Source organism: Flavobacterium adiutor, assembly GCF_048282555.1.
GTDB lineage: Bacteria > Bacteroidota > Bacteroidia > Flavobacteriales > Flavobacteriaceae > Flavobacterium.
In genome coordinates this window covers 1,349,473-1,374,221 of record NZ_CP182487.1, presented here as the reverse complement: position 1 = coordinate 1,374,221, position 24,749 = coordinate 1,349,473, and the positions used below count along the sequence as shown (strand labels likewise).

At 35.5% G+C, this 24,749-nt stretch carries 20 protein-coding genes; 11 read left to right on the top strand and 9 right to left on the bottom strand.

The window, feature by feature from the left end:
- Positions 1-27: 27 nt before the first annotated feature.
- On the bottom strand, positions 28-906 hold the full coding sequence (locus tag ACNC7R_RS06130; RefSeq protein WP_417940063.1) for a helix-turn-helix domain-containing protein: 879 nt from the start codon (positions 904-906) through the stop codon (positions 28-30).
- Positions 907-1,210: 304 nt separating this feature from the next.
- Between ACNC7R_RS06130 and ACNC7R_RS06125 the strand changes: the two genes are divergently transcribed.
- The 7 genes from ACNC7R_RS06125 (at position 1,211) to ACNC7R_RS06095 (ending at position 9,978) form a co-directional block, all read left to right on the top strand.
- Positions 1,211-2,341 (top strand): glycoside hydrolase family 26 protein, encoded by a 1,131-nt coding sequence (locus ACNC7R_RS06125; protein WP_417940062.1) that lies wholly within the window; start codon positions 1,211-1,213, stop codon positions 2,339-2,341.
- 36 nt (positions 2,342-2,377) lie between these two features.
- Positions 2,378-3,781: an MFS transporter gene (locus ACNC7R_RS06120; RefSeq protein ID WP_417940061.1), complete on the top strand. Its 1,404-nt coding sequence runs from the start codon at positions 2,378-2,380 to the stop codon at positions 3,779-3,781.
- 12 nt (positions 3,782-3,793) lie between these two features.
- On the top strand, positions 3,794-4,981 hold the full coding sequence (locus tag ACNC7R_RS06115) for a glycosidase (RefSeq protein ID WP_417940060.1): 1,188 nt from the start codon (positions 3,794-3,796) through the stop codon (positions 4,979-4,981).
- Positions 4,982-4,988: 7 nt separating this feature from the next.
- A complete protein-coding gene (locus ACNC7R_RS06110; RefSeq protein WP_417940059.1) occupies positions 4,989-6,179 on the top strand; it encodes an AGE family epimerase/isomerase in 1,191 nt (396 codons plus the stop codon).
- Positions 6,180-6,316: 137 nt separating this feature from the next.
- On the top strand, positions 6,317-7,339 hold the full coding sequence (locus ACNC7R_RS06105) for a carbohydrate binding domain-containing protein (RefSeq protein ID WP_417940058.1): 1,023 nt from the start codon (positions 6,317-6,319) through the stop codon (positions 7,337-7,339).
- Between the two features lie 7 nt (positions 7,340-7,346).
- Entirely contained in the window at positions 7,347-8,576 is a 1,230-nt protein-coding gene (locus ACNC7R_RS06100) for a glycoside hydrolase family 26 protein (protein ID WP_417940057.1), read from the top strand.
- 112 nt (positions 8,577-8,688) lie between these two features.
- Complete coding sequence (locus tag ACNC7R_RS06095; RefSeq protein WP_417940056.1) at positions 8,689-9,978, top strand: glycoside hydrolase 5 family protein; 1,290 nt, start codon at positions 8,689-8,691, stop codon at positions 9,976-9,978.
- Positions 9,979-10,073: 95 nt separating this feature from the next.
- Here the strand turns inward: ACNC7R_RS06095 and ACNC7R_RS06090 are convergent, their stop codons facing one another.
- From ACNC7R_RS06090 to ACNC7R_RS06075, 4 genes are all read right to left on the bottom strand, one after another.
- Positions 10,074-11,030: an aldo/keto reductase gene (locus tag ACNC7R_RS06090; RefSeq protein ID WP_417940055.1), complete on the bottom strand. Its 957-nt coding sequence runs from the start codon at positions 11,028-11,030 to the stop codon at positions 10,074-10,076.
- Positions 11,031-11,156: 126 nt separating this feature from the next.
- Complete coding sequence (gene bglX / locus ACNC7R_RS06085) at positions 11,157-13,451, bottom strand: beta-glucosidase BglX (RefSeq protein ID WP_417940054.1); 2,295 nt, start codon at positions 13,449-13,451, stop codon at positions 11,157-11,159.
- A 238-nt stretch (positions 13,452-13,689) separates the two neighbouring features.
- On the bottom strand, positions 13,690-15,066 hold the full coding sequence (locus ACNC7R_RS06080) for a sialate O-acetylesterase (RefSeq protein WP_417940053.1): 1,377 nt from the start codon (positions 15,064-15,066) through the stop codon (positions 13,690-13,692).
- Positions 15,056-16,150 (bottom strand): SGNH/GDSL hydrolase family protein, encoded by a 1,095-nt coding sequence (locus tag ACNC7R_RS06075; RefSeq protein ID WP_417940052.1) that lies wholly within the window; start codon positions 16,148-16,150, stop codon positions 15,056-15,058. Before ACNC7R_RS06075 ends, ACNC7R_RS06080 begins: the two co-directional genes overlap by 11 nt.
- Before the next feature lie 184 nt (positions 16,151-16,334).
- On the opposite strand from ACNC7R_RS06075, the gene ACNC7R_RS06070 reads away from it, so the two are divergent.
- Positions 16,335-16,847 carry a C40 family peptidase gene (locus ACNC7R_RS06070; RefSeq protein ID WP_417940051.1) on the top strand — a complete coding sequence of 171 codons (513 nt, stop codon included), beginning with the start codon at positions 16,335-16,337 and terminating at the stop codon, positions 16,845-16,847.
- 160 nt (positions 16,848-17,007) lie between these two features.
- On the opposite strand, the gene ACNC7R_RS06065 is transcribed toward ACNC7R_RS06070, so the two are convergent.
- Together ACNC7R_RS06065 and ACNC7R_RS06060 are read right to left on the bottom strand one after the other, a co-directional pair.
- On the bottom strand, positions 17,008-18,582 hold the full coding sequence (locus tag ACNC7R_RS06065) for a L,D-transpeptidase family protein (RefSeq protein WP_417940050.1): 1,575 nt from the start codon (positions 18,580-18,582) through the stop codon (positions 17,008-17,010).
- A 131-nt stretch (positions 18,583-18,713) separates the two neighbouring features.
- Positions 18,714-19,127 (bottom strand): DUF1573 domain-containing protein, encoded by a 414-nt coding sequence (locus ACNC7R_RS06060; RefSeq protein WP_417940049.1) that lies wholly within the window; start codon positions 19,125-19,127, stop codon positions 18,714-18,716.
- A 166-nt stretch (positions 19,128-19,293) separates the two neighbouring features.
- Between ACNC7R_RS06060 and ACNC7R_RS06055 the strand changes: the two genes are divergently transcribed.
- Positions 19,294-20,565: a sensor histidine kinase gene (locus ACNC7R_RS06055; RefSeq protein ID WP_417940048.1), complete on the top strand. Its 1,272-nt coding sequence runs from the start codon at positions 19,294-19,296 to the stop codon at positions 20,563-20,565.
- Positions 20,552-21,238: a response regulator transcription factor gene (locus ACNC7R_RS06050; RefSeq protein WP_417940047.1), complete on the top strand. Its 687-nt coding sequence runs from the start codon at positions 20,552-20,554 to the stop codon at positions 21,236-21,238. The genes ACNC7R_RS06055 and ACNC7R_RS06050 overlap by 14 nt, the downstream gene beginning before the upstream one ends.
- Positions 21,239-21,365: 127 nt before the next feature.
- On the opposite strand, the gene ACNC7R_RS06045 is transcribed toward ACNC7R_RS06050, so the two are convergent.
- Positions 21,366-21,677 carry a GIY-YIG nuclease family protein gene (locus ACNC7R_RS06045; RefSeq protein ID WP_417940046.1) on the bottom strand — a complete coding sequence of 104 codons (312 nt, stop codon included), beginning with the start codon at positions 21,675-21,677 and terminating at the stop codon, positions 21,366-21,368.
- A gap of 98 nt (positions 21,678-21,775) precedes the next feature.
- Here ACNC7R_RS06045 and ACNC7R_RS06040 point away from each other — a divergent pair, with 98 nt between their 5' ends.
- The gene (locus ACNC7R_RS06040) at positions 21,776-22,540 is read left to right on the top strand and encodes an MBL fold metallo-hydrolase (protein WP_417940045.1); all 765 of its coding nucleotides are present in this window, start codon (positions 21,776-21,778) and stop codon (positions 22,538-22,540) included.
- Here the strand turns inward: ACNC7R_RS06040 and ACNC7R_RS06035 are convergent, their stop codons facing one another.
- Positions 22,541-24,745, bottom strand: a complete 2,205-nt coding sequence (locus ACNC7R_RS06035) for a B12-binding domain-containing radical SAM protein (RefSeq protein WP_417940044.1) — start codon at positions 24,743-24,745, stop codon at positions 22,541-22,543.
- Positions 24,746-24,749 lie beyond the last annotated feature (4 nt).

Here is a 24,749-nt window from a genome sequence, read left to right as displayed (position 1 = left end):
ATATTTATTTATGAAAAAAAAGTATCACTACAAAATGCGCTTCAATCCCGAAAAATCCTCACGATACTGACTGGGTGTACAGTTTTTAATCGCTTTAAAACTGCGATTGAAATTAGCTATATTATTAAAACCAGATTTAAAAGCCACCTCTGAAACACTCATATCTTTTTCAACCAGCCAACGGGCAGCATATCCTATCCGGATATCATTAATGTAGTTTACAAAAGTTTTTCCGGTACGTTTTTTAATGAACCGGTTAAAAGAAATTATAGACATGCTCGCCACATTTGCCACATCTTCTAAAGTAATTTTATCAGCAAAATGTTTCTGTACATATTCATAAACCAGCTTCATTTTATCATAATCATCAAAAGTATCATAATCTACTGTATACGTAGAAAGCAGTCTTTGATTTCTGGAATTTGCCAAATCATACAACAATGAAGTGATTTCTAAAAAATAATCCATACCATCTAATTTAGAGAGTTTTATCAATCTTGGAGCTAATTCTTCGGCAGTTTTTTTAGAGAATAAAATTCCGTGAATTGAGCGATTAAACATATCCCGAATCGGATTCATAATACGTCGGGCAAGCAGTGATTCATGAAAAAGATCATTATGAAACTGAATGGTTATTTCATGTATCTTTTTATTAGTGCACTTATTCAACTCCCAGCCGTGATATAAATTGGGACCAATCAAAACGAGTTCAATATTATCTATTTCTTCAATATTATCTCCCACGACACGTCTCACTCCTTTTCCGTTTAAAATAAAATTAATTTCAAATTCAGGATGGTAATGCACCGGAAAATCAAAACTATCTTTAACTCTGTCAAAGACTAAAAAGCTGTCTCCACTTGAAAGAGGCGCTATCTCTCTGTAAAAATTTTTAGTTGTACTCATTTATTAATATTTCTTTTTAACACAAAAAACAACAAATTCAATTGCAATAATATGATATATAATTGATAAAATAATATTAAATGAAGTATAAACATCGGATTATCTTTGAAAAATAAAATTATCATTTGTTCAAAACAATAATTAATTATTAAGTATTATTGATTTTTAAACTAATATATTTTTATAGTTTTAATAATTTTAAAGAAATTATCACATTGAATTCCTATTCAAAAAAAATCAAGAAACTTGCTACCCGCCGTTTTATGAATTAATGGATTACTACTCTTAAAAAACAATATTATAAATGAAAAAAAACATAATAATCCTTATAATATCAGCCTTTACAGGAATTTCATGTTCTTCACAGAAAGCTACAAATAATATTAATTTGTCACTTTCAGACAAAAAATCAACACCTGAAACAGTTTCACTTTATAAAAAACTGAATTTACTAACCCAAAAAGGATATCTTTTCGGACATCAGGATGACCTTGCTTATGGTGTAAACTGGAAATATGAAAACGGAAGAAGTGATATAAAAGATGTTGTAGGCGATTATCCTGCCGTTTACGGATGGGATATTGCTGGTTTAGAAAAAGGAGATATTAATAATATTGACGGAGTACCTTTTGCTAAAATGAAACAATATATTATTGAAGCCAATGAACGTGGAGGAATTTCAACAATTAGCTGGCATTTTGACAATCCGTCAACTGGAAAAAATGCCTGGGACAACACGCCAAACTCTCTAAAAACCATTTTACCTGGCGAAAAGAATCATGTAAAATTCAAATCCTGGCTTGACAAAGCAGCTATTTTCTTTTTGTCCTTAAAAGATAGAAAAGGAAAAAATATTCCAATTCTTTTCAGGCCTTACCATGAATCAACAGGCAGCTGGTTTTGGTGGGGAAAAGGAAATTGTACTCCCGAAGAATTTAAAGCAATCTGGAAATTCACTTTCGAATATCTGCAAAAAAAAGGAGTACATAATTTAATTTATATCTACAACACCGGTAGTTTCGACTCAAAAGAAGCTTTTTTAGAAAACTATCCGGGTGATGAATTTACTGATATTTTAAGCTTTGACAGTTACCAAAATGCTGATGACAAAAACGGCGAAAAGTTTATCGCCGAAGTACAAAGTCAGTTTAAAATTATAAACGAAATCGCTCAAAAAAAACATAAACTGATTGCTTTGGCTGAAGCAGGTTATGAAGCTATTCCAGACCCCAAATGGTGGACAGGAACTTTTTCTAAAGCGATTGGCGATTTTAAAATTTCGTATGCCTTGCTCTGGAGAAATCACGGCTGGCAGGAAAAAGAGCAGAAAATGCATTATTATGCGCCATTTAAAGGTCAGATCAGCGAAAAAGATTTCATCGATTTTTACCAGCTGGAACAAACCTTATTTGAAAAAGACATTAAAAAACTTTAAAACTATACTAAAAACAAAAATCTTAAACATCAACCAATGCACGACAAAATTCACTTAAAAGAAAAAATCGGTTATGGACTTGGAGATGCCGCTTCTTCAATGTTCTGGAAAATCTTCAGCATGTATCTACTGTTTTTCTATACCGACGTTTTCGGTCTGGCTCCGGCTGTAGTGGGAACAATGTTCCTGATTACCAGAATCTGGGATTCTTGTTTTGACCCGATTGTAGGAATCATTGCCGACAGAACAAAAACAAAATGGGGAAAATTCAGGCCTTATTTACTTTGGGTAGCCATACCTTTCGCCGTGATTGGAGTTTTAACTTTTTACACTCCTGATTTTGACGAAAAAGGGAAAATCATCTATGCCTACGTAACCTATTCGCTAATGATGATGATTTATTCTTTAATCAACGTTCCGTATGCTTCCCTTTTAGGAGTAATGTCATCAGACAGAAAAGACAGAAACACATTATCATCTTATAGAATGGTTTTTGCCTTCGGCGGAAGTCTTTTAGCACTTTGGTTAATCGAACCTCTGGTGAACTATTTTGGAGGAAATTTAAATTCTAAAACGGGCTGGCTCGCTACCATTACGGTTTTCGGAATTATTACCACTGCTTTTTTCTGGGCTTGTTTCTTCTTCACTAAAGAAAGAGTAAAACCTATTGAAAGCGAACAATCAAATTTAAAAGAAGATTTAAAAGATTTAGTCCAAAACAAACCGTGGTGGATTTTATTAGGTGCCGGAATTGGAACTTTGATTTTCAATTCTATCAGAGACGGTGCAGCAGTATATTACTTCAAATATTACGTAAGCAGCGCTGTAAACTTTGATTTTTCAATTTTGGGAAGTGATTTTCACATGACCCCCACTTCTATCTATTTGGTTTTAGGGCAAGCTGCCAATATCATCGGAGTAATTATTGCTACGCCAATTGCCAACAAAATTGGTAAAAAGAAAACCTTTTTTGGCGCTATGACACTCGCTTCAATTTTAAGTATAATTTTCTATTTCTTCGGAAAAGAAGATATTTCCCTCATCATGAGTTTTCAAATTTTAATCAGCATTTGTGCCGGATGTATTTTCCCATTAATCTGGTCAATGTACGCTGACAGCGCTGATTACTCAGAATGGAAACAAGGCCGTCGTGCCACTGGGTTAGTTTTCTCAGCATCATCAATGTCACAAAAATTCGGATGGACAATTGGCGGAGCCGGAGCCGGGTGGCTTTTGGGATACTACGGTTTTCAGGCAAATGTTGAACAAACAGCTACAGCCCAACACGGAATTCAGTTAATGTTAAGTATTCTGCCTGCCATCGCTGCAGCAATATCAGTGAGCTTCATAGCCTTCTATCCTTTAAACGAAGAAAAACTGCAAACTATAGAACAGGATTTAAATACAAAAAGAGACCAAAAAAATAAAATACAGATTTAGAAATCAATTTATATGACAACAATAACGGCCGCTACATTTCAGGATAGAAAAGTAGCATTAGAAAAGGAACATCAAACACTCATTGAACTTAAAAATGAACCTCAGAATACAATCGGCAACGGTATTTATCAGCGATATAAAAATCCGGTAGTAACCGCTGCTCATGTACCGTTGAACTGGCGTTTTGATTTCAACGCAGATACAAACCCTTTTTTACAAGAACGAATTGGAATGAATGCCGCTTTTAACGCCGGAGCAATGAAATGGAAGGGGAAATACCTTCTTGCCGTTCGAGTAGAAGGAATTGACCGAAAATCATTTTTTGCCATTGCAGAAAGTCCAAACGGAATCGATAATTTCAAATTCTGGGACAAACCATGCGTGATTCCGCAGAATGCAGAACCAGATACAAACGTTTATGATATGCGTTTAATCAACCACGAAGACGGCTGGGTTTACGGTATTTTTTGTACAGAAAGAAAAGATACTAAAGCTCCGAAAGGCGATACAAGTTCAGCTGTAGCCAATGCAGGCATCGTTCGTACTAAAGATTTAATCAATTGGGAAAGACTTCCGGATTTAATTTCAAATACAGGACAGCAGCGAAATGTGGTTTTACACCCAGAATTTGTAAACGGAAAATACGCTTTATACACACGTCCGCAGGATGGATTTATTGATGTTGGTTCAGGAGGCGGAATTGGTTTAGGATATATTGATGATATGACGAATCCGGTTGTAAAAGACGAAAAAATCATTTTTGGGAAACAATATCATACTATTTATGAATTGAAAAATGGTCTTGGTCCTGCTCCTATCAAAACGTCAAAAGGCTGGCTGCATCTGGCGCATGGAGTTCGTAATACCGCTGCAGGATTACGCTACACTTTATATATGTTCATGACTGATTTACATGATATTTCGAAAGTCACTCATATTCCTGCCGGACATTTTATGGGACCTGAAGGAATAGAAAGAGTTGGCGATGTATCGAATGTATTATTCTCAAACGGATGGATTGAAGATACAAACGGAACTGTTTACATCTATTATGCGTCATCAGATACCAGAATGCACGTTGCTGTTTCATCAATAGAAAAATTAGTCGACTATGTAACCAATGCGCCGACAGACACCTTTATATCAGCAGGTTCTGTAGAAAGCATCATCACTCAAATCAAAAAAAACAACGCAATATAATAACCAAGTGTCCGAAAAATTAAAACAGTTAAAATCAGCATTCGAAAACGAACTGGATTCGATTCTTACATATTGGTCAAAAAATACCATCGACAATCAAAACGGAGGTTTCATTGGCCAGATTGATTTTAACAATCACATTATAGCAGATTCAGAAAAAGGTTCAGTTTTAAATGCCCGCATTTTATGGACGTTTTCAGCAAGTTATCAGACCACAAAAAACGAAAACCACAAAAAACTAGCTGAAAGAGCCTTTGAGTTTCTGTCTGAACATTTTTACGACAATCAATTTGGCGGTCTGTTTTGGAGCATCAATGCCGATAAAACGCCAAAAGACACCAAAAATCAAATTTATGCGCTGGCATTTGCAATCTACGGATTATCTGAATTTTATGCCATTTCTAAAAATGAAAAAGCTTTAGAAATGGCCATTAATTTATACTCAAAAATTCAAGATTATAGTTATGATCCTGTAAACAAAGGGTATATGGAAGCTTTTACAAGAGATTGGAAACCCATTGATGACTTGCGTTTAAGCGAAAAAGACGCCAACGAAAAGAAAACCATGAATACGCATCTTCATATTATTGAAGCCTATGCGAATTTATATAAAGTGTGGAAAAACAAGACGCTTCAAAATAGTATGATTGAGCTTCTTGAAACCATTGAGAAACATTTTATTAATACCAAAACCGGACATCTTCGTTTGTTTTTTGATGAAAAATGGATCGAAAAACCAGACGTTATTTCATACGGACACGATATTGAAGCAGCCTGGCTTTTACAGCAATGTGCGGAAATTTCTGAAGATAAAACGTTAATTGCCAAATATCAAAAATACGCAATACAGATTGCCGAAACCACAAAAAAAGGAATCGATTCTGATGGCGGCCTATGGTACGAATATGATCCAGAAAAAAAAGAATTAATTGCCGAAAAACATTGGTGGCCACAAGCCGAAGCCTTAATCGGGTTTTATAATGCGTACCAATTAACCGGTAAAGAAGAATATCTGGATATTGTGTACAAAAACTGGGAATTCACCAAAAAACACATACTCGACAAAGAAAACGGCGAATGGTTTTGGGGCGTTTACAGTGATTATTCTGTAATGCAAAAAGACAAAGCGGGTTTCTGGAAATGCCCTTATCACAACGGCAGAGCCTGTTTGGAACTGATACAAAGAATAAAAACTTAACTTATTTCACTTTCATAAAACTGATTATTGCATTAAAAAACAATTATGAAATCGCCTCTAACAAGTTTACAAAAGCAAAAACCTACAAATAAAAGGCGATACCATATATGACCTCTAAAAAAACAAATTTCACATATATGAAACAACTCTTTTTCTTTAGTTTATTATTTTTTAGTGCGATAAACCATGCACAAACCAATCTGGTTAAAAACGGTGGTTTTGAATCTGAAACATTAAACTGGAATGGTGATGCCGCCACCCTTTCTCCTTACGACAAAAAAACAGGTAATAACAGTGCTGTAATCAATCAGTTTACTGGTGCTGAATGGAAAGCAATAGATCAAATTATAAATATTCCAAAAGACACGTATGCGGTAGAATTCAGCGTTTGGGTAAAAGCTGATCAGATCGAAGGCGGCAAAGAATCGTATAATGCAGGTTTAATGATTGCCGAATTTACAAACAGCGGTGGAAAGAAGATAATTTCCGAAAACATAGCGCAAGTAAAAGGGTCTGTAACCTGGACCAATTATAAAAAAACGGTTTTAGTTCCTGAAAACGCCAAAAAAATCAGAATCATGCTGGCATTGGCGCAAACAAATGGTTCTCTGTTTTTTGATGACGTAAATGCAACTGCCCTTTCTGAAGAAGAATATTTTAAGCTAAATCCAATAATTACAATTCAAGAAGGTCAAAAAACAATTTCAACTCCAAAACAATTTTCTAACGGAAATTTCGAAGACAATCTAAACTCATGGAATGGTGCCGGAATTATTTCGGCTACAGATAAAAAAGAGGGCAATACCGCTGTAGAAATCACTTCAAAAACAGCCGAATGGAAAGCAATTGACCAGATAGCTGATATTAATAACGGAGATAAAACCATAGAAATTTCAGGGTGGTTAAAAGCAAAAGATATTCAACAAGGTAAAGATCCGTGGAATAACGGAATGTTTATCATCGAATTCAAAAAAAACGACACAACCAAAGCCTCAGAAGACCAAATTATTGGAACTGTAACTGGAACTACTGACTGGACCGCTTTCAAAAAAACGTTCCCAATTCCGGAAGGTGCAAAACAATACCGGATTATGGTTGCAATGAGTGCTTGCACAGGAACTTTATTAGCTGATAATATTGAAGTTAAGCTATTAAAATAAATTAAAAATGAAAAACAGATTTCTAAAAACAGCATTTTTGAGTTTCTTGTCTTTGGCACTTACAAGCTGCTCATCTGATAAAGAATCAGATAACGAAGTTATAGTTGATCCGCCAACGCAGGATGATCCTCTGACTATACAAAATGTATCAAATTATATGGCTGATGCAAACGCATCAAAAGAAACTATAGCGCTATTTTATAACTTAAAGAGACTAGGTAAGACCAAAACTGCCGTTGGTCAGCAGGATGCTTTCAACAGCTTTTACCAAGATGCAGGCGGTGAATCTGATATCAAAAAAAACACAGGTTTTGATCCTGCCGTTTTGGGTTCGGATTTTATGTTCATCACTGATAAAAAAAATAATGAACAAGCCAGTAACTGGTTCTATCAACAAGAACTTAAAATTACCTCAGATGTTAAAAAGGCTTACGCAAAAGGCATAATCAATACTTTCAGCTGGCATATCAGAGAACCGTACAACGATGAGTCTTTTTATACAGCCGACATGACTTCGGAACAAAAAGCAACAGCATTTAAAAGTATTTTACCTGGCGGAGCCAACAATGAATGGTATAAGAAAAAATTAGACAAAGTAGCCAGTGTTGTTTCAAACCTAAAAGGTGCAAAAGGCGAGTTGATTCCGATTATTTTCAGACCTTTTCATGAATTTGACGGAAGCTGGTTTTGGTGGGGAGCTGACTTCTGTACGGCCGACGAATACAAAAAAGCCTATCAGTTTACTGTTGATTATTTAAAAAACGTAAAAGGCGTTCACAACATTTTATATGCCTTTTCTCCTGACAATTCCTACACAACCGAATCTGCTTATTTAAGCCGATATCCAGGCGATAAATATGTTGACATTATTGGAATGGACAATTACGGAGATTTCAATAATCAAGGACAAACCGGATCTGACAAAGCAAACTCTAAATTAAAAATCCTTTCTGATTACGCTAAAGCAAAAGTAAAAATCGCTGCTTTGACGGAAACTGGTTATCGTGTAACCAACAAAAACCCAGCTATTACCGATTGGTTTTCGACTTTATTGTATAATGCTTTAACTAAAAATGATATCCAAATAAGTTACGTTATGTTCTGGAATAATAATACAGATGGTTATTATGTTCCGAATGGTTCGGTTTCGAATGCAGCTGATTTTAAAACCTTTGCCACAAAACCCAAATCGGCATTAGTAAATTCGTTGCCAAAAATGTATGAACTCCCAAAATAGTTTATTCAAGAGCGTAAACTCCTAGCCCTGATAGCAGCGGCATCCTTTTGTGCCGGGGTTCGGCACAAAAGATACAGCGGATAGCAGGATTAGCTTCTAAAAAATATCAAGCATGAAAAACAGATTTTTAAAAACCCTCGGATTAGCTTTACTCGTATCGACAATAACGTGTCAGGCGCAGGAAAGAATTACCGTAAAAGGAAACGAATTTTACAAAGGCGACAAACCTTATGCTTACATTGGAACCAATTATTGGTACGGAAGTATGCTGGCTTCTAAGAAAATAGGTGATCGTAAAAGACTTTTACGCGAATTGGATTTCATGAAAAAAAACGGAATCGATAATTTACGTATTTTGGTTGGTGCTGATGGCGGAAAATATGATTTCACCGTTCGTCCGGCTTTGCAATACGAACAAGGAAAATATGATGAAGATTTATTAGACGGTTTGGATTTCTTGATTAACGAAATGAGCAAACGTAAAATGTATGCTGTTTTGTACCTGACCAACAATTGGGAATGGTCGGGCGGAATGTCACAATATTTAGAATGGAACGGCAAAGGTTCTGTTCCAATTCCAAATATTCCGCCAAATACATGGCCTCAGTTTATGTCGTATACCGAACAATTTCACAGCTGCGAACCTTGTATGGAAGCGCTGAATAATCATGTGAAGTTTATTATTGGAAGAACTAACGCTTATTCTAAAAAGAAATACAACGAAGACAACACGATTATGGCATGGCAGGTTGGAAATGAACCTCGAACTTTTACGCCAGAAAACGAAGTTAAATTCACCAAATGGCTGAATAATATTGTCGATTTAATTAACAGTTTAGACCAAAATCATTTGGTTTCTACAGGTTCTGAAGGAAAAAACAGCTCAAATGACAGCATGGAAATTTTCGAAAGAACCCATCAAAATCCGAATATCGACTATCTGACCATGCACATCTGGCCAAAAAACTGGAACTGGTTTAAAGCCGATAATGCAGAAGCAACTATTGCTGCCACTATTGAAAATGCAGGAAAGTATATTGATGCCCATGTTAAAATTGCCAATAATCTGCAAAGACCTATTATTATTGAAGAATTTGGACTCCCGAGAGAAAATGAAAATTTAAATGCTGGCGCGTCTTCCGTTTATCGTGATCAATTCTATAACTATATTTTTGGAAGAGTCGTTGAAAGCCGTAAAAGTGGTGGGCCTTTGCAGGCCGCTAATTTCTGGGGTTACGGCGGTGAAGGAAAAGCAGTAAACGAAACCGGAAAATGGAATCCCGGAGATCCGTTAACTACAGATCCTCCGCAAGAGCCGCAAGGTTTGAATTCTGTTTTTAACGGAGACAAATCTACTCTTGAAATTGTAAAAAAGTACAATTTAGAATTGAAGAAAAAATAATTTATTTAAACCATATAAGTAATATAAGAAAATATAAAAAATAGTTTTAAACGCATTGTAAAATGAACTTATATGACTTATATGGTAAAAAAGCATTACGCTAAAATCTTTTCAATCGCATTTAATTCATCTTGTGTAAAATCCAGATTTTGCAGACATTCAATATTATTATTTAATTGTCTCACTGAACTTGCACCAATCAATACCGATGTAATGCGTTTGTCTTTCTGAAGCCAGGCCAATGCCATTTGTGCTAAAGACTGATTACGGTTTTGAGCAATTTCATTTAACCGGATTAGCTTTTGAATTCGTTCTGCTGTCACCTCATCTTCTCTCAAATGTCCGTTTGGATTATGAGCACGGGAATTTTCAGGGATTCCGTTTAAATATTTATCGGTTAAAAGCCCTTGTGCCAAAGGAGAAAAGGCAATACACCCTACTCCTTTTTCTTCCAGAACATCTAATAAGCCTTCTTCAACCCAACGTACTAACATTGAATATTTAGCCTGATGGATCAGACATGGGGTTCCTAATTGTTTCAAAACGTCAACGGCAACTCTGGTTTGTTCTGCCGAGTAATTACTGATACCTACATACAATGCTTTTCCGCTTCTAACGGCATAATCAAGTGCCATCATGGTCTCTTCAATTGGTGTTTCAGGATCCGGACGGTGTGAGTAAAAAATATCTACATAATCAATCTTCATTCTTTTCAAACTCTGATCTAAACTAGAAAGCAGATATTTCCTTGAACCCCAATCGCCATAAGGTCCATCCCACATGGTGTAACCCGCTTTTGTAGAAATCACGATTTCATCACGCAGATTCCCCTGAAAATTATGCCACAATATTTTTCCGAAATTAGTCTCAGCAGATCCTGGAACCGGTCCGTAATTGTTTGCCAGATCAAAATGAGTTATTCCTTTATCAAAAGCTTCTAAAGCTATACTTTCAGCATTTTCAAAATTATCTACCGATCCGAAATTATGCCATAATCCTAAAGAAATTTCAGGTAACAATAACCCGCTTTTTCCACACCTGTTATATTTCATTGTTTTAGTTTAATAGTTGAAAGTTAAAATAGGTTTTAAAAATACAAAAAAACTCACGCAGATTTAACAGATTATCGAGATAAAAAATCTGCAAAATCTGCGTGAATAAATATTTTTAGAGTCTTTTTACTTCAACTCAAATCCACTCTCTAAACCTGAATCAGAACTTCCTCCAACCTTAAGTTTAAAAGTCCCAGGTTCAACCAAGTAATTTCCGTTATTATCATAAAAACCAAGTTCAGCATCCGTCAAAGTAAAAGTTACGGTTTTTGTTTCTCCCTTTTTCAGATTCACCAATTCAAAACCTTTCAGTTCTTCAACCGGTCTGGCGATACTGGCAAAATCATCATGGATATACAACTGAACCACTTCTTTTCCATCATAATTACCTGAATTGGTTACCTCAACACTCACCTGAATGGGCTCACCTTTTGCAAAAGCAGTTTTATTTATTTTTAAATTTTTATAATCAAACTTCGTATAACTTAATCCAAAACCAAAAGGAAACTGAGGTGTTTTTTCTACATCTGAAAAGTGCGACCAAAACACGTTTTTATCCACATTTACAGGCCTTCCTGTACTGTAATTGTTGTAATAAATTGGAACTTGACCTACATTTCTGGGGAAAGAGATTGGTAATTTCCCGCTCGGGTTATAATCTCCGTATAAAACCTGTGCTACGGCATTTCCGGTTTGTGTTCCCAAATGCCACGCTTCAACAATAGCCGGAATATGTTCTGCCGCCCACGGAATAGTCAACGGACGTCCATTATTGAGAACCAAGATAATATTTGGATTCACTTTGTAAATTTCTTCTAACAGTTCCTGCTGTAATCCCGGTAAATCAAGGTTTGTTCTGCTGCGTCCTTCCCCACTCTGAAAACCATGCTCACCCAAAACCATCACCACAACGTCTGCATTTTTAGCTGCCGTTTTCGCAGCTTCAAATCCGCTTTTATCCGTTGTATTAAAAACAACCTCATCTAAAAAAGTAGCTTTTCCAATAATCAAGTCTGCTCCTTTTTCAAAAACCAGTTGATTGTCTTTGTATTGCTGCATCCCTTCTAAAACCGAAACTGCAGTATTGTCCTCTGCTGCAATTCTCCAGCTTCCCAGCGGGCTGTTTTTATCATTTGCCAAAGCGCCGATTAAAGTAATTTTTTGTCCTGATTTCTTTAGCGGAAGCAGATTTTTATCGTTCTTTAATAATACAATTGATTTTTTCGCCATATCCAGAACACCATCATTATTGGCTTTATTTCCGATAGTTGCTTTTTCACGTTTTTCATCACAATATTTGTATGGATCATCAAATAAGCCCAGTTGAAATTTCACGCGCAAAATTCTTCTCACCGCATCATCAATCAAAGTTTCTTTTACTTTTCCGGCTTTAACTAATTTCACTAGCTCCACAACATACAAATGCGATTCCATATCCATGTCAGAACCTGCTGTAACCGCTTTTAAAACAGCATCTTCACCATCTTTGGCATAACCATGCATAATCATTTCACGAACCGAAGCCCAGTCTGAAACCACAAAACCATCAAACTTCCATTTGCCTTTCAAAATGTCTCTTTGGAGAAAAACATTTCCCGTTGCCGGAATACCATTCACCAGATTAAAGGAGTTCATGAAGGTTCTTACACCCGCTTTTGCTGCCGCTTCGAAAGGAGGTAAAACGGTATTGAATAACTTTGAATTACTGATGTCAACCAAATTATAATCACGCCCGGATTCTACATAACCATACGCTGCAAAGTGTTTGGCACAGGCTGCTATGGTGTTTACTTTTGCCAGATCAGCAGTTGTCTCTCCCTGAAACCCTTTTACTCTTGCAATCGCAATTTTACTCCCCAGATACGGATCTTCTCCGGCGCCTTCCATCACACGTCCCCAGCGGGCATCGTTTGTAATATCTACATTAGGCCCAAAAGTCCAGTTAATTCCGGATGCCGATGCTTCATCTGCCGCAATCGCAGCCGATTTTTTAATCGCTTCCAAATCCCAGCTTGCCGCTTCTGCCAACGGAATAGGACTTAACGTTTTATAACCGTGAATGACGTCAAAACCAATAATCAGCGGAATTCCCAATCGGGTTTCTTCGACCGCAATTTTCTGCACGGCACGAACTTCTTTCACGCCGCGAACTGTCAACATGCTTCCCACCCATCCTTTTCTCAGATGTTCGTATTTCAATTCGGCATTTCCACCTTTTGGAGCCGGCCCGGTCACATCCCAAAAACCATTATATTGATTCATTTGTCCCACTTTTTCTTCCAAAGTCATCAATGGCAAAAGCAGTTCAATTCGTTGTTCAATCGTTTTATTTTTATCCAGATACGGTTTCTTCTGTGCATTCATATTTCCGGCTGTAAACAGGGTCAAAACCCCAATAATTAATATTCTTTTATTTTTCATGATAGTTAGTTTTATATTTTGGGCGTGTCCTTACGGGGCGGGCTATCCGTTTCAAGTCCTCGCCCTTCCTCCGTCAGGCTGTGGGCTTTACTCTACTATCCCTCACGCAACGGGTAAACAAGAATTTTTGATTTTAATAACTAAAGAACCCCTCATGATTTTGTCCTTCCAAGAAAGAGAAAATGACAAAACACGCAAAATCTTAAATCAAAAATCGTTAATCGAAAATCTTAAATCCTCACTCCGAAATAAAACAGGAAGCCGGCAGATTCGCTTTATTAAACAAATCGGACTGAATTGTATTTCCCCATGCAAATCTTACTTTTGCAGGATTCGGTACTTTTTTACTCGTTACGATTACCTGATTGTTTTTTATTGAAGCTTCCGCAGGATAAAAAGTTCCATCGGTTCCGGCAACTTCAAACTGTTTAGTCACTTTGTTTTTAAAATATAATCCGTCAGCATAATCAAAAGAAACAATTGCCTTGTTTTTATCCATTTTGATTTCTTTAAAAAGCGGACCGTTTACCAGATTAGAGTTGGTTTTATAAGTATTTGCCAAAGCTAAATTTGCTAAACGAATTCCAACTGATTTTTTATCTTTCGGGTGAATATCAATTGTATCCGAAACATCGCTAATCACGACCATTCCGGTGTTATTGATTTCTTTTAGAAGTTTCCGCTGGGAGTTGCGAAGGATAACATTGGAGAAATTGTTGCTGCCTGTTTTAAAAGGCGCAATTTGAACATAATAAAACGGAAAATCATCCTGCCACACTTTTCGCCATGACGTAATCAAAGCTGATAAGGTTTTATCATAAACTTCTGAACCTACATTGGATTCGCCCTGATACCAGAGAGTTCCTGCAATTTTAAATCCAGCAAAAGGAGAAATCATGGCATTGTAAGCACGGCCTGGCTGTCTTGGTCCGTACTCCTGCTCGTTTAGTTTTTTGGCATTTTCTAATAAAACAGCATCATTCTGAACGACTTCTTCAGGCATCCAGATTTCTGCGGGAGTTCCGCCCCAGTTGGAAGAAATTAATCCGATTGGAACATTTTTTAAATCTTCTCTTAAACGTTTGGCAAAGAAGTAGCCAACCGCACTAAAGTATTTCATGGTTTCCGGAGTCGATTCGATCCAGTTTCCTAATAAATTATTCTGCGGATTCTTAGCTGTTAATTTTGGAACGGTAAAAAAACGAATATTAGGATTCATAGCATTTTTGGCTTCTTCCTCCCCGTTATCGATTCCCCAGCTTACAGACATTTCCATATTGGACTGACCGGAACAAACCCAGACTTCACCAATCAAAATATTTTTCAGCATCACTTCGTTATAGCCTTTTATCGAAATGGTATAAGGCCCTCCGGCTTCAGGCGTTTTGATCTTAAGTTCCCATTGCGCCTGATTGTTTGTTGTAACTTTATATTCCTGATTGTTCCAGCTGGAAACCAATTTGATTTCTTCTTTTGGATTGGCCCATCCCCAAATTTTCACTTCAGAGTTACGCTGCAATACCATATTATCGCCAAAAATATTCGGAAGAGAAACGTTTGCCATCATCGTACCAGAGATCAGAGAAAAAACAAACTTAAATATATTATTTTTCATTTAGCAGATTTTTTAAAAATGATCCGTATTCTGCAGCCATAATTTTGTGTTCTTCAATATTCGGGTGGCCTGAACAACCGCTTGGTGTCATAGGCTTGAATTTGAAAATCAGAATGGGCTTGTGCGATTTATCAGCATCAAATTCGGCTTTTATCTTATTCAGACAGTCTTCAAAAATTACGGCTTTTTCTCCGTTTACCATTGGGCTGTTTGTTAAAACCAATTGTGCATTTGGATTATGCTGGTATAACATCTTTATAAAATTGACATAATTCGAAACATATTTTTCAGGACTAAAAGGCGAACGTTCTCTGATGCCGTCACCTTTAGAAAAATCATTGGTTCCTAAAGCAATACTGATAATTTCAGGCTGAAAAGCGAAATCATATTTAGGTTTTGAAGCATCTTTTGTCAAATACAAATTTTCATACACAGCAGGCATGATCGGCACTTCAGAACCTTCATCATTCCAGTTACGGTAAATCCCAATTCCGGAAACAGAACTCATCAAATAGTTAACATCAATATTTCTTGAAATAATCGGTCCATAGGCATAATAACCGTTATGATGATCAAAATATTCTCCCTGATCACATGGAATTGTTGACGGATCATTTGCTGCTCCACTTGTTATGGAATCTCCAATAAATTCGATTTTTTTCTTTCTGACTGGAGTTATTGTCATCAATTTTGCTGTAGTTCCTGCAAATAATACATTCCCCATTGTGGCTTCAGTCCCTTTATAAATAGTTAGAGTATGTACTTTTTGTTTAGAAGTAGCCTTAATTTCAAAAGACTGAACCGGTCCCTTTTCGATTCTGACTTTTCCCATGTACTGCCCATCGAGCTCTAACACCACATAATTATGATGTTCCCAGGAATCAATACTTTGAAGTAAAACAGAACATTTTTCGCCTGAAAAATTAAACGATACCGAAGCTGCAGTTCCAATCAGAACAGCTTTACTATCCTGCATTACCTCTACCCTTCCTGAGTACAAAAAGGTTTTTGGCGTTTCTTGTGAAATTGCCAGAACAGAAATCAGTAAAAACAAAATTAAAAGCGGTATTTTTTTGATAACCATAATTTATTCGTTAAAATATAAATATATTTCACAAATATATCTGAATTACATTTCGCAGAAAGATACTAAAATGTCAAAAAGCAATAAAAAAATACCAAAAAGCGTTTTCCAGAATTCAGACTCATTTTGATATTGTAAACAAACGCTTTACTTTTATACACTCAATATTTATCTGCCCGCTCACATGAAAACTACAATTTCTGCCCTGTTTCTTCTGCTTACTGTTTTATTTTCTTCTTTTGCTTTAAAAAAAGACAATAAAAACGAATTCGTTTCAAAAAGAAACACCCTGACTGAAATTGAGCGGGATTCTGTCATTTCATATGCAAAACAATATTTAGGAACACGATATTTGTATGCAAGCAACAATCCAAACAAAGGTTTTGACTGTTCGGGGTTTGTATCTTACGTTTTCAGGAATTTTGGTTTAACCTTACCGAGAAGTTCCGGCGGATACAAAAATATAGGCAAGACCCTGAAACCTGATGAATTTAAAGTGGGAGATGTATTAGTCTTTTATGGATACAAAGACAGAAGTGTTATTGGACATGTTGGTATCATTTGCGAAGCCAACGGAATGCAGTCAAAATTTATACACGCTTCCTCCGGAAAAGCACAAAAAGTCACCATTACGGGACTTGATGAAGAGCATTATACCAAACGATTTTATAAATGTGTTGATATTTTATCGCAATAGTTTTGTACAATGCGATGAACCTTTAGGATATAGGAAAGGATTTCCTAAATTGTTTTTCACGCAGATTCAAAAAAGATTTAAGCAAATTTTTTATGAGACATGCCAAAAAATCTAATTAAATCTGCTGTAATCTGCGTAAAAATTAACGTAGCTGCCTTATTTACTCTTCCGTCAATAATTTAATCAGGCTTTCATCTCTTTTGTAAATATCTTTATAGAAATTCAGCTGTCCTTCGCGATCTACCCAGGCGGTAAAATAACCAATATAAACCGGAACTTTTTTCTTAAGGGTGTACCAGCTTTCTTTTCCTGCATGCATGGCTTTGTCAATTCTTTCCGGAGTCCATTTCGGGTCATCTTTCAACAATTCAATGGCCAGTTCACGAGGTTTCGCTACACGTACACAGCCATGGCTAAAAGCCCTGCTTTCTCTTTCGAATAAACTTTTAGAAGGCGTATCATGCAGATAAATGTTACTGGAATTTGGAAATAAAAACTTTACAAGTCCAAGTGAGTTATTTTTACCCGGAAGCTGCCTTACCGCCCCGTTGTTCCATTCCAGATTTTTCTTTGCCAGATAATCTTTGTCTTTCGCAATTCCCGGTTTTATTTCGCTTTTGATAATGCTTGGCGGAACATTCCAGTACGGACTAAAAACAATATTATTCATCATTCCACTGAAAATAACCGTTTTGGTCATTGTCCTTCCCACTACAACCGACGATACAAATGCAATCTTACCATCTTCGACTATATACAGTCTAAATTCCGGAATATTGACTTCAATATATTTTTTGCCTTTTTCCAGTTCAGGATCAATCCAGCGACAGCGCTCCATATTGGCAATAATCGTTTTGATTCGGTCAGAAACCGGAATATTCAAATCATTGATATGTTCTAATAAAATCGTATTCTTTGGTGCATAGCCATGGCGTAATTCATAATTTTTGACCGCTTTCATCAAAACCGTATCACAAACAGCACTTTTATTATCTTCCTTAATATCTCCGGTTATAAAAAGCCTTTCTCTGATTTGACCAACTATTACCGAAGAATCTCCTAATTTCAAACCTGTATAATCTTCTCCAACTTCAATTGTTTTCCAGCCTCCCTTTTTTTCAATATCCCTGTATTGGTGAAGTGCATCGCGAAGTTTGTAATACTGGCTGAACATTTTACTCTTCCTGTCATCGCTTATAGTCGATTTTTCAAAAAGAGAATCGGTTAAAACCTGATAATTGAGTTTCTTTCTCGGAAGCAGCCATTCTAGTGAAATAGATGTTTTCTCATCAAAACCTCTGTATACTTTTTCCGTATAATAGAAATACAAATTGGTAATCATCAAATCGGTATCAACTTTTGAAAGTTTATTAACCGAGTTGTTCTCAAAAACAGCATTGATTTCTTTATAGGGGAAATTAGCTTTCAAACCTTCATTTTCTAACCCTTTGTATTTATTATACAGCGTATTTCCGAACTCAACAACACCTTTGTTATCAAGCCACAATTGAGTCGATTGTTTTTTAATATATAAAACAGCAACCTTGTCCTGAAAATTTTTCAATTTGGGATACGTCTCATAAAATCGGGCGATTGCTAAACTGTCAATTGAAAGTTTAAGTTCCGGGATTACAACCTTTTCTTCTTTTTGGTCTTGTTTTTTATCTCCTTTTGAGTTGCATGAAACAGCAATAGAAACAAGTATAATAACAGTAAAACTGTACCAAATTTTCATAATATTTTTTTGAATAAAAATAGAAAAGTTTCCGTAAAAACAAATTCATTTCAAAATAATATTTCGGCATAAAAAAAACTCCCGACACATCACATGCCGGGAGTTTCCACCTTTATATAATCAACTTTATTTTAGATAACTGTACCTTTCAAAGTCAGTACTTTAGGAGTTGCTTCTCCACTTGTTGTAACGGTAACCGTTTTGGTAAAAGCACCTTTGTTTGCTGCATTATAAGTTGCTGTAACTTTTGCAGATTTGCCAGGAAGGATTGGTTCTTTCGTATAATCAGTGGCAGTACAGCCACATGATCCCTGCACATTTGTAATTACAACAGCCGTCTTTCCCGTATTTTTAAATTCGAAAACAATTGCTTTTGGCGTTCCTTGTGGAATTTGTCCTACATCAATTGTTTCTGCTTTCCATACAATAGTAGAAGCATCAAACTTACTTTCTACTTTTGAAGCGATCACTTTTATAGGTGTAATTGCCGAAAATGACATTAATCCTAAAGCTAATACCAACATTGTAATTTTTAAAATTTTCATAGTATTTTTATTTAAATTGGTAAATGGTTTACTTTTATATTTCAAAAGTACCTTACCCAAAATCAATTCGCTGTTAACCGGTTTCAAATGTTTGTTAATGACCTGTTAACTGCTATTTTTAATTTAAAATTTGATTAATATTACACTTTCTAAAAAGGAGATTCCCTTGAAAATAAACAGACTCAACAGCATCATTATCCTCGGATTAATAGCCATTATTGGTATATTGATCGCTCAATTGCTGTGGACAAAAGAAGCTTTTACATTAGAACAAAAAAAGCTGAGCCAGAAAACACATATTGCCCTGCTGGAAGTTGCAAAAAAATTATACGAAGGCACTAATCACGAGTTGCCGGCACAAAATCCGGTACAAAAAATTGCTAATGACTATTATATTGTAAACATTGATAATGATTTTGAACCTGATATTCTGGAGTTTTATCTGAAAACTGAGTTTAAAAAAATGAATATCACGACAGATTTTGAATACGCCATGTACAACTGTCAAAGCGACGAAATGGTTTATGGAAATTACATTTCTTTATCGAATAAAGGAAGAGCTAAACAATCTGTATATTTTCCGAAACACAAAAATCTGGTGTATTATTTTGCCGTACGTTTTCCTCATGAAACGACTTATTTATTTAGTTCCATGCGTTTTTGGTTTGTATTGTCTATTGTTTTGATTTTTATTTTACTGATTTATGTCTATTCGATTTTGACTCTTCTGCAGCAAAAAAAATATTCAGAACTGCAGCGTGATTTCATCAATAATATGACCCATGAATTTAAAACGCCTTTATCTTCTATTTTAATTGCTTCTAAATATTTAATCGGGCAGGAAAAAATTAAGGAAGACAAAAAACTGTACACTTATACCGATATCATCATCAGCCAGAGCAACAAACTAAACAACCATATTGAGCAGATTTTGAACATCGCAAAATCTGATTATACACCACTGGAATTAAAAAAAGAATCCTTATTAATCATCCCTGTTATTGAGGAAGTAATTGAAAATATTCGTTTAAAATATCCGGAAGCTTCCATTAAAATTAAAACAGATTCGAACCATTACGAACTCGAAACCGATAGATTTCATTTTACCAATCTGGTTTATAATTTACTCGATAATGCTGTAAAGTACTGCAATGAAAAACCTGAAATTACGGTTGAAATTTTTACAGAAAATAAGTTCTTAAAACTGTCCTTTGAAGATAACGGAATCGGAATTGCTTCTAAAAATATTTCATTTATATTTGATAAATTTTACCGGATACAGAATGAAAAAAGTAATGAGGTTAACGGTTTTGGATTAGGTTTGTATTATGTAAAAAAGATTTGCGACCTTCAAAACTGGAAAATTTCCGCACTAAAAAACCATACAAGAGGTATCACCATAACTTTGTCAATCCCATATAAAAATGAGCAGCTTTAAAATCCTTTATACCGAAGATGATGAAACATTAGCCTTTTTAACCAAAGACAACCTAGAACAAAACGGCTATGATGTAACACATTGTTCTGATGGAAAATCAGGTTTAGAAAGTTTTAAAATGGAGGATTTCGATATTTGCATTTTTGATATCATGATGCCAAAAATGGATGGTTTCGAATTAGCATCAGAAATTAGGAAACTCAATACTGATATCCCAATTATTTTTCTCTCTGCTAAAACTTTAAAAGAAGACCGGATTAAAGGACTGCGTTTAGGGGCAGATGATTACCTCGTAAAACCTTTCAGCATTGAAGAATTAATATTAAAAATTGAAGTCTTTTTAAAACGTTCACAAAAAAACAACAAATCCGAAAAATCGATTTATGACATAGGAAAATATCAGTTTGATACTAAGAACTTTATTCTTTTTAATAACGAAGAAAAGATTGGTCTTACACAACGCGAAGCTGAATTGTTGAAATTATTTCTCGATAATAAAAATTCTGTATTAAAAAGGGAACAGATTTTAAACGCACTTTGGGGAACTGATGATTATTTTATGGGACGAAGCCTAGACGTTTTTATTTCGCGTCTTCGAAAAATCCTGGCAAATGAAAAAGAGATATCTATTGAAAACCTGCATGGAATCGGGTTTCGATTTGTAATTGAATAGTTGGTTTTTGTCATTCCGACGAAGGAGGAATCTCCACAATACTATTCCGCATAGTTAAGAACTTAAACAAATCTTTGGCGAGCTACTTACGAAGATTCCTCCTCCGTCGGAATGACAAACTAAATTTTTATTCAAACATGGAGTTTAAAAAATCTAAATCAGGATTAATTGTTTTAATTAATGCTATTTTTTTCTCTCTCCTCCATCCTTTTATTTCTTTTTCTCTCGCTATTGCTTCTTGAATCCAATTAAACTTCTCGTAATAAAGCAAAAATCCAACATTGTATTTTGAAGCAAAAGTTTTATTATTTGTAGTTATATTTTCTACATGCTCAATCAATCGCTTTTTTATATTATTTGTTACAACTGTATAAAAAACAGATTTGGCTTTATTTGTAATAATATATATGTAGTAAGTATGAACCCTTCTTGAAAACACATGATGTAAATAATAACAATTCAACTACAAATAAAGAATATTCTGTAAATATAATTTAAAAAATCATTTGTATTTTTAAGTTCTAATTTTGTCAGATTATGAAACTGCATCATTTACGCAATGCCACTTTAGTTATTGAAACAGAAAAACATGTCCTACTAATTGATCCTATGTTAGGAAAAAGGAAAACTACAACTCCTTTTACGCTCTTTCGTTACCCGCCAAAGAGAAACCCGTTGAAAGCACTTCCAAAAAACAGCAGGGAAATCCTGAGTAAAGTTACACATTGCCTGATAACACATTTACACCCGGATCATCTGGATAAAGCCGGTGAAGTTTTTCTAAAAAGAAAATCAATTCCGGTAATTTGCAGCGTAAAAGATGAAAAAAAGATAACCCAAAGAGGTTTAACCGTCATACAAACCCTTGATTACTGGAAACCTCAAAATTTTCTGGACGGAAAAATAACAGGTATTCCGGCCGTTCACGGATATGGCTTCATAGCCAAATTGATGGGAAATGTGATGGGCTTTTTTATAGAACTTCTCAACGAAAAAACAATTTACATCAGCTCTGATACTATTTTTACAAAAGATACCGAAAAAGTCCTGACTGAACTAAAACCTGACATTGCAACCGTTGCCTGCGGTACTGCAAGATTAGATTTTGGACAGCCACTATTAATGAGAATGAATGATATCCTGAAATTTACTGCACTGGCACCTTCGAAAGTTTTTGCTAATCATTTAGAAGCTTTAAATCATTGCCCGACAACAAGGGAAGAACTTAAAAAAGCCTTGGCTGAAAATAATCTTTTATATAAAACCGCTGTTCCTAATGATGGTGAATGTGTGGAATATTAGCTACAAAACAAGCAATCCAAATTCTCTTAAAGTATTTATTGGTTTAGAATACCAAAACAATTCGAAATCTTCCAAAGTGGTTTCGAAATCATTTTTAACTTCCTGAAAAGTGTAGTTTTTAGTATTCGAAATCGAGATTTTAGTCAAAATAGAAATTAGCCACTCACCTTCGTCTTTACTCGTCTGAATAGTAAAACTTTCTTTTTTATCGTGAAAAGTCAGCGACATCATTTCCCAGCTTCTTCCTTTTTTTGATTTTGTAAAACTTTCTACCGAAGGTTTTCCGCCTAACCAGACCACTTTTGCGTTTGGTTTGGTATTGAAATCGTTTTGTTCTTCTAAAGCATTAAAAATAAAATCCGGATGAATTTTTGTCTTCGGAATTTTAAAATCGAACCAATCCTGCAATTCATAATCAAAACAGATTCCGTGCATGAAATTAAAAAGTGATTTCTTTAATCCAAAGCTGAATTTATCATGATTGATTCCTGTTGAATCGGTATAATCAATGTCGTTATTGGCAAAAGTTCCAATCGCTTCCGTCTTTTTGGTCACACCAAATTGTTCCGGATACAATCCAACCGGACTATGCGCTGTTAATGCAAACTGGTGCCAGAATCCGGATTGCAAAACCCCGGCTTCAAATAACTGACGTACCATTTCGAGACTATCAACAGTTTCCTGAATCGTTTGTGTTGGATATCCGTACATTAAATAGGCATGCACCATGATTCCGGCTTCCGTAAAATTTCGGGTTACTTTGGCAACCTGTTCTACGGTTACGCCTTTATCAATGAGTTTCAGTAATCGGTCTGAAGCCACTTCCAAACCTCCTGAAACGGCAATACAGCCTGAAGCCTTCAATAATAAACATAAATCTTTTGAAAAGCTTTTTTCGAATCGAATGTTTGTCCACCACGTTACAGCCAGTTTTCTTTTTAAGATTTCAAGCGCCAAAGCACGCATCAAGGCTGGCGGAGCCGCTTCATCAACAAAATGAAAGCCGTTTTGACCTGTTTTTTCAATTAACTCTTCTATTCGGTCACAAAGTAAATTGGCCGCAACAGGTTCGTAAACTTTTATATAATCTAAAGAAATATCGCAAAATGTACATTTTCCCCAATAACAGCCATGCGCCATGGTCAGTTTGTTCCAACGTCCGTCACTCCACATTCTGTGCATGGGATTCACGATTTCGATAACCGAAATATATTTATCCAAAGGCAGATCTGAATAATCCGGTGTTCCAACCTGAGATTGTTTATAATCGTGTTTTAAAGAATTGTTTTTATAGACAACTTCTCCATTTTCTAATAAAAATGTTCGTTTATAAGAATCGGAATTTGGATTCTCTAAATTAAATATTAATTCTTCAATTGGCACTTCGCCATCATCTAAAGTGATAAAATCAAAGAATTCAAAAACACGCTTATCAGAAAGTGAGCGTAATTCTGTATTCGGAAAACCGCCACCCATTGAAATTTTAATTTCAGGATGATTTTGTTTGACCCATTGCGCACATCGAAACGCACTGTATAAATTCCCCGGAAAGGGAACAGAAATTAAAAACAATGTTGGTTTTACAGCTTCTATTCTTTCTTTCAGAAGTGAAATTAAAATCGAATCAATATAAGTCGGTTTCTGTTGCAAAGCTTCGTATAATTCATCAAAAGAATTGGCACTGCGTCCTAAACGTTCAGCATATCGGCTAAAGCCAAAATTTTCATCGACACATTCGACAATAAAATCCGAAATATCTTCGAGATACAAAGTCGCCAGGTGTTTCGCTTTATCCTGAGTTCCCATAGTTCCAAAAGCCCAATCGAGTTCTTCTAATTGTGCAAAACGGGAAGCTTCGGGAAGAAAATCTTCCTGACAAATCTGAAGCGCCAAAGTTGGATTTTTTCCCTGTAAAAACTGAATTACCGAATCAATCGTTTTAATGTATTCGTCCTGTAAAGCAAAAATGCGTTTAGAATTATCTGAAACTTCTTGATTAGAAACTTCAAACCTGAAACTTGAAACCTGAAACAAATCAACCAATCCTTTTTTCGAAAACAATTCCAAAATCACGTCAATTCCCAAATCAGCCTGAACCGATTCAATATTTTTGGTATTCAGAAAACCTTTTATATACGCAGTTGCTGGATACGGAGTATTCAGTTGGGTAAATGGTGGGGTGATTACAAAAAGTTTTGTTTTCAAAAGG

Bases quoted from the DNA above. Each gene is read 5' to 3' on its own strand.
- ACNC7R_RS06130 (WP_417940063.1), bottom strand. From the start codon at position 906: ATGAGTACAACTAAAAATTTTTACAGAGAGATAGCGCCTCTTTCAAGT.
- ACNC7R_RS06125 (WP_417940062.1), top strand. From the start codon at position 1,211: ATGAAAAAAAACATAATAATCCTTATAATATCAGCCTTTACAGGAATT.
- ACNC7R_RS06120 (WP_417940061.1), top strand. From the start codon at position 2,378: ATGCACGACAAAATTCACTTAAAAGAAAAAATCGGTTATGGACTTGGA.
- ACNC7R_RS06115 (WP_417940060.1), top strand. From the start codon at position 3,794: ATGACAACAATAACGGCCGCTACATTTCAGGATAGAAAAGTAGCATTA.
- ACNC7R_RS06105 (WP_417940058.1), top strand. From the start codon at position 6,317: ATGAAACAACTCTTTTTCTTTAGTTTATTATTTTTTAGTGCGATAAAC.
- ACNC7R_RS06100 (WP_417940057.1), top strand. From the start codon at position 7,347: ATGAAAAACAGATTTCTAAAAACAGCATTTTTGAGTTTCTTGTCTTTG.
- ACNC7R_RS06095 (WP_417940056.1), top strand. From the start codon at position 8,689: ATGAAAAACAGATTTTTAAAAACCCTCGGATTAGCTTTACTCGTATCG.
- ACNC7R_RS06090 (WP_417940055.1), bottom strand. From the start codon at position 11,030: ATGAAATATAACAGGTGTGGAAAAAGCGGGTTATTGTTACCTGAAATT.
- bglX (WP_417940054.1), bottom strand. From the start codon at position 13,451: ATGAAAAATAAAAGAATATTAATTATTGGGGTTTTGACCCTGTTTACA.
- ACNC7R_RS06080 (WP_417940053.1), bottom strand. From the start codon at position 15,066: ATGAAAAATAATATATTTAAGTTTGTTTTTTCTCTGATCTCTGGTACG.
- ACNC7R_RS06075 (WP_417940052.1), bottom strand. From the start codon at position 16,150: ATGGTTATCAAAAAAATACCGCTTTTAATTTTGTTTTTACTGATTTCT.
- ACNC7R_RS06070 (WP_417940051.1), top strand. From the start codon at position 16,335: ATGAAAACTACAATTTCTGCCCTGTTTCTTCTGCTTACTGTTTTATTT.
- ACNC7R_RS06065 (WP_417940050.1), bottom strand. From the start codon at position 18,582: ATGAAAATTTGGTACAGTTTTACTGTTATTATACTTGTTTCTATTGCT.
- ACNC7R_RS06060 (WP_417940049.1), bottom strand. From the start codon at position 19,127: ATGAAAATTTTAAAAATTACAATGTTGGTATTAGCTTTAGGATTAATG.
- ACNC7R_RS06050 (WP_417940047.1), top strand. From the start codon at position 20,552: ATGAGCAGCTTTAAAATCCTTTATACCGAAGATGATGAAACATTAGCC.
- ACNC7R_RS06040 (WP_417940045.1), top strand. From the start codon at position 21,776: ATGAAACTGCATCATTTACGCAATGCCACTTTAGTTATTGAAACAGAA.